This window comes from Bradyrhizobium sp. (genome assembly GCF_016462955.1).
Taxonomy (GTDB): Bacteria; Pseudomonadota; Alphaproteobacteria; order Rhizobiales; family Xanthobacteraceae; genus Bradyrhizobium.
Genome location: NZ_JAEMSD010000249.1, coordinates 5,464 through 9,773, shown reverse-complemented (window position 1 = coordinate 9,773; position 4,310 = coordinate 5,464). Strand labels below are relative to the sequence as shown.

The 4,310-nt window shown below is 64.6% G+C and carries 6 protein-coding genes and 1 pseudogene; 2 read left to right on the top strand and 5 right to left on the bottom strand.

Annotated elements, in window-relative coordinates:
- Positions 1-92 precede the first annotated feature (92 nt).
- Positions 93-746 (top strand): hypothetical protein, encoded by a 654-nt coding sequence (locus tag JHD07_RS23095; protein ID WP_291626195.1) that lies wholly within the window; start codon positions 93-95, stop codon positions 744-746.
- Positions 747-969: 223 nt separating this feature from the next.
- Here JHD07_RS23095 and JHD07_RS23090 read toward each other — a convergent pair whose 3' ends face one another.
- The 5 genes from JHD07_RS23090 to JHD07_RS23070 form a co-directional block, all read right to left on the bottom strand.
- The gene (locus JHD07_RS23090) at positions 970-1,455 is read right to left on the bottom strand and encodes an ATP F0F1 synthase subunit B (protein ID WP_291626193.1); all 486 of its coding nucleotides are present in this window, start codon (positions 1,453-1,455) and stop codon (positions 970-972) included.
- 5 nt (positions 1,456-1,460) lie between these two features.
- Entirely contained in the window at positions 1,461-2,015 is a 555-nt protein-coding gene (locus tag JHD07_RS23085; protein ID WP_291626191.1) for a F0F1 ATP synthase subunit B', read from the bottom strand.
- Positions 2,016-2,075: 60 nt separating this feature from the next.
- The gene (locus JHD07_RS23080; RefSeq protein ID WP_008541273.1) at positions 2,076-2,306 is read right to left on the bottom strand and encodes a F0F1 ATP synthase subunit C; all 231 of its coding nucleotides are present in this window, start codon (positions 2,304-2,306) and stop codon (positions 2,076-2,078) included.
- A 52-nt stretch (positions 2,307-2,358) separates the two neighbouring features.
- Positions 2,359-3,108: a F0F1 ATP synthase subunit A gene (locus tag JHD07_RS23075; protein ID WP_291626186.1), complete on the bottom strand. Its 750-nt coding sequence runs from the start codon at positions 3,106-3,108 to the stop codon at positions 2,359-2,361.
- Between the two features lie 97 nt (positions 3,109-3,205).
- Positions 3,206-3,580: an AtpZ/AtpI family protein gene (locus JHD07_RS23070; RefSeq protein ID WP_291626185.1), complete on the bottom strand. Its 375-nt coding sequence runs from the start codon at positions 3,578-3,580 to the stop codon at positions 3,206-3,208.
- Positions 3,581-4,042: 462 nt separating this feature from the next.
- Here JHD07_RS23070 and JHD07_RS23065 point away from each other — a divergent pair.
- Positions 4,043-4,310 (top strand): annotated as a pseudogene (locus JHD07_RS23065) (hypothetical protein); the annotation flags it as partial.

The following is a 4,310-nucleotide window of genomic DNA, read 5'->3' as shown; positions in this document are numbered from 1 at the left end:
CCCTTTTAGCTGCCTTGGGTTCGCCGATTTTGGCGATATAACCCGCGGGACCTGCCGGTGATCGGCCGGATTGTCGTCAATGGAGTAGGGCCTTGAAGGGGAAGCAGCTTCGGTCATCGCGGATTGTGCCGCGGCTTGTGCCTGCAATCGCTCTCGTCGTGTCGGTGTCCTTGGTAGGAGTGTCGCCGGTGGCGGCGCAGTCATTCACCGACCGCTTCAAGAGCCTGTTCGGCGGCAAGTCGGACGAGCCGGCCCAGCCCACTCCTGCCCCCGCGCCCGGCCAGCCGGCCGAGGACGAGATCGATTGCCCTCAGGTGACGGTACGTTCGGGAGCTTCGACCTACGCGGTCGGCGCCAGCGGAAAGCCTGCCGTCGGCAATGAGATTCGCTTCCAGGCCACGATCTCCAAGATGGCGCGCGAATGCTCCCGCAGCAGCGAGGGCATCACCGCCCGGATCGGCATCCAGGGCCGCGTCATCGCCGGTCCCGCCGGTGCGCCCGCCACGGTCGAGGTGCCGCTGCGCATCGCCGTCGTGCAGGGCGGCATCGGCGAGAAGGTGATCGCCTCGAAGGCTTACCGGACCACGGTCCAGATGGCGGACGGCGGCAGCGTGCCTTTCACCTTCATCGCCGAGGATCTGACCTATCCGGTGCCGGCGGCCGCGGTCGCCGAGAACTACATCTTTTATGTCGGCTTCGACCCCCAGGCGCTGTCGCCCGAGCCGAAGGGGCGGAAGAAGAAGTGAGTCTCGTGCCCCGGACGCCATCAGCGCGTTTACGCGCGTCTGCGGCGCGCCATGGCGCTTCTTCAGCGGTGCGCTGCAGAGCCGGGGCCCATGCCGCGGCACACTGGGTCCCGGCTCTGCGTCGCGTCATTGCATGCCGCGCCGCGTCCGGGACACGGCCGGACCGACAAACAAAAAAGCCGGCGCTCATCGCGCCGGCTTTTGATTGGTGGAGGCAAACGCTTCAGTTCAGCTTCTGCCTGACTTCGTTGATGCCCTTGGCTAGCAGATCGTCAGCGACCTGGCCCCTGACCGACTGCGACAGGATCGTGGAGGCGGCCTGGACGGCGGCTTCCGCGGCTGCGGCACGGACATCGGCCACCGCCTGGGCCTCGGCGAGCGCGATCTTGCCCTCCGCGGTCTTGGTCCGGCGGGCGACGAAGTCTTCCAGCTTTGCCTTCGCCTCTGCCGCGATGCGCTCCGCTTCGGCGTTGGCGTTGGCGATGATGTCGGCCGCCTCGCGTTCGGCCGATGCGGTGCGCGCCTTGTAGTCGGCAAGCACCTTTGCTGCCTCCTGCTTGAGGCGCGCCGCCTCTTCAAGTTCGGCCTTGATGCGAGCGGCACGATGATCGAGTGCCGACATCGCAGTCTTGAACACCCCGACATAGCCGAAGATCACCATCAGGATCACGAAAGCGACGGCGACCCAGAACTCAGGCGTGAAGAACATCTCGACTAACCCTTCAAGGACGCATCGACGGCGGCACTGACCGACGCAGCGTCAGGGACGACGCCGGTGAGGTGCTGCACGATCTCGCCAGCCGCATCGGCCGCGATGCCGCGGACGTTGCTCATGGCGGCGGCACGGGTCGAGGCGATGGTTTGTTCGGCCCCGGCGAGCTTGGCCGCCAATTGTTCTTCCAGTGCCTTGCGCTCGGCTTCCGCCTGCGCATTCGCCTTCTCGCGGGATTCGTTGCCGATCGCCTGAGCACGTGCGCGCGCCGTTGCGAGCTCGCCTTCGTAGGCCTTGAGCGCTGCCTCGGATTGATCCTTCAGCTTCTGCGCTTCGGCGAGATCGCCCTCGATCTTGTTCTGACGCGCCTCGATCGCACCGCCGACACGCGGCAGCGCGAGACGGGACACGATCAGATACAGCGCGGCGAAGGCGACCGCGAGCGACACCAGTTGCGAGGCAAAGGTGCTGCTCTCGAACGGGGGAAAGCCGCCGCCGTGGTGACCGCCATCGGCTTCCGTGTGAGCGCCGGTACCCTTGGCGCCGCTTTCAGCCATGGAGTTCTCCTGTTGCTGTCAGACGCGCCGCCTCCGACCGGGAAGCGGCGCGAAACGCGTTCAGAGCGGGACGAACAGCAGCAGCAGAGCGATCAGCAGCGAGAAGATGCCGAGCGCTTCGGTCACGGCGAAGCCGAAAATCAGGTTGCCGAACTGGCCCTGGGCAGCTGCCGGGTTGCGCATCGCGGCTGACAGATAGTTGCCGAAGATGAAGGCCACGCCGATGCCGGCGCCGCCCATGCCGATGCACGCGATGCCCGCGCCGAGAAATTTCGCTGCTTGCGGATCCATTTTTGACTCCTTCGAAGAAAGACAGGTGTGGGTGGAAAAGCACCCGGATCACTCAGTGTCCAGGGTGAATGGCGTCGTTGAGGTAGATACAGGTCAAGATCGCAAACACATAGGCTTGCAGGAACGCGACCAGCAGTTCGAGCGCGGTGAGCGCGACGGCGAGTGCCAGCGGCATCACGCCGCCGATCCAGCCGACCACCCCGAGCGAGGCTCCGAGCATGGCGACGAAGCCGGCGAACACCTTGAGGGCGATGTGGCCGGCCAGCATGTTCGCGAACAGTCGAACGCTGTGAGAGACCGGGCGCAGGAAGAAAGACAGCACCTCGATCGCCATGACCAGCGGCAGGATGTAGCCCGGAACGCCCGAGGGCACGAACACTTTCAGGAACTTCAGCCCGTTCTTGTAGAGGCCGTAGAACAGGACCGTGAAGAACACCAGCAGCGCGAGCGCGGCGGTGACGATGAGGTGGCTCGTGACGGTGAATGTGTAAGGAACGATGCCGACCAGGTTCGACACGCAGATGAACATGAAAAGCGAGAAGATCAGCGGGAAGAACCGCATGCCGTCCGAGCCGGCGGTGCTACGGATCATGCTGGCCACGAACTCGTAAGAGAGTTCGGCCACCGACTGCATGCGCCCGGGAACCAGCTGCTTGCCGCTGGTGAGCAGCAGCAGCGCAATGATCCCCACCGCCACAAACATGTAGAGAGAGGCATTGGTGAACGCGATCGTGTGGTCGCCGATACGGCCGATCGTGAAGAGCGGTTCGACGTTGAACTGGTGGATCGGGTCGATTTTCATCCGCGCGGCATCTCTCGTCTGCCGGCGAGCCGACCCGTCAAGGTCGGCCGGCCGGCCGTGCCGGCGAGCGGCACTTCAGTTAATCTGGCCAAGCCAGTTACGAACCACCGCGCTTGTTCTGACCCGCACCCGCCGTTCTCACCACATTCACCACGCCGGCGGCGAAGCCAAGCAACAGGAACACGATAAACCCGAAAGGCGACGTCGACAGCAAGTGGTCGAAGCCCCAGCCCATCCCCGCTCCGACAGCGACTCCGGCGATCAACTCCGAGGATAACCGGAAACCAAGCGCCATCGCCGAGGCTCTGGCGGCTCTGTCTCCATCGTCACCTGCGGGTTGCTCGGTCCTGGTCCGGCGGTCGCGAAACTCGGACAACCGTTGATCCAGACTCCCAAGCCGTTCGGAAAGCGCAGCTTCCTCGGATGACCGATCGCGATTTCCATCCTCGCCGTGTCCCGTGCCCTGTGTCATGCAACGAAGACCCGAAACGCTGCGGCTGAATGGAAATTACGCCCGTCACCCTCAAAAGCCGCGCGGACCATACTGATGGCCCATAATCAAGTCAAGCCAAGTCACGATTGCGTCGCTTTCGCTTATGTAGCTGATTTGTCTGATGATATCGGCCTGCGCGCAGCGCTGCACACAGTGTGACGCCGCACCGCAGCAGGTCTCGCCGCGATCGGCGGATGCGGCCGTCCTTTCGCGGCGCCGTCGGGATCAAAGAAGCCCCCGCGTTCGTTGGTTGCAGGGGGCGGGTTTTAAGCGGCGGATTGCCCGATGGGGGTGTAGAATTGCGCAGAAGCCGCAGCAACGCCTTGCCCGGAGTAGGCGATGAGACCCGCGACATCATCCACAACGCCGTCCCCAAGACCATTCCCAAGACCATTCCCAAGGCCATCCTCAATGCCATGGCTCGCGGCGGCTGCGGTGGTGATGGTCGTCAGCGGCGGGGTGGTGGCGGCACAATCTGCGCCCGACGGCGAAAATGGTCGCTACAGCATGACGCCCATCCCCGAGGGCGTGCTGCGGCTGGACACGCGCACCGGCACGGTGTCGACCTGCACCAAGAACGATGCCGGCTGGGCTTGCTATGCGGTGCCTGACGAGCGGGCCGCACTCGACGCCGAGATCGGCAGGCTCCAGGCCGAGGTCGAAAGGCTGAAAGGTCGGCTTGCCGCGGGACCGACGGTGTCGGGCAAGA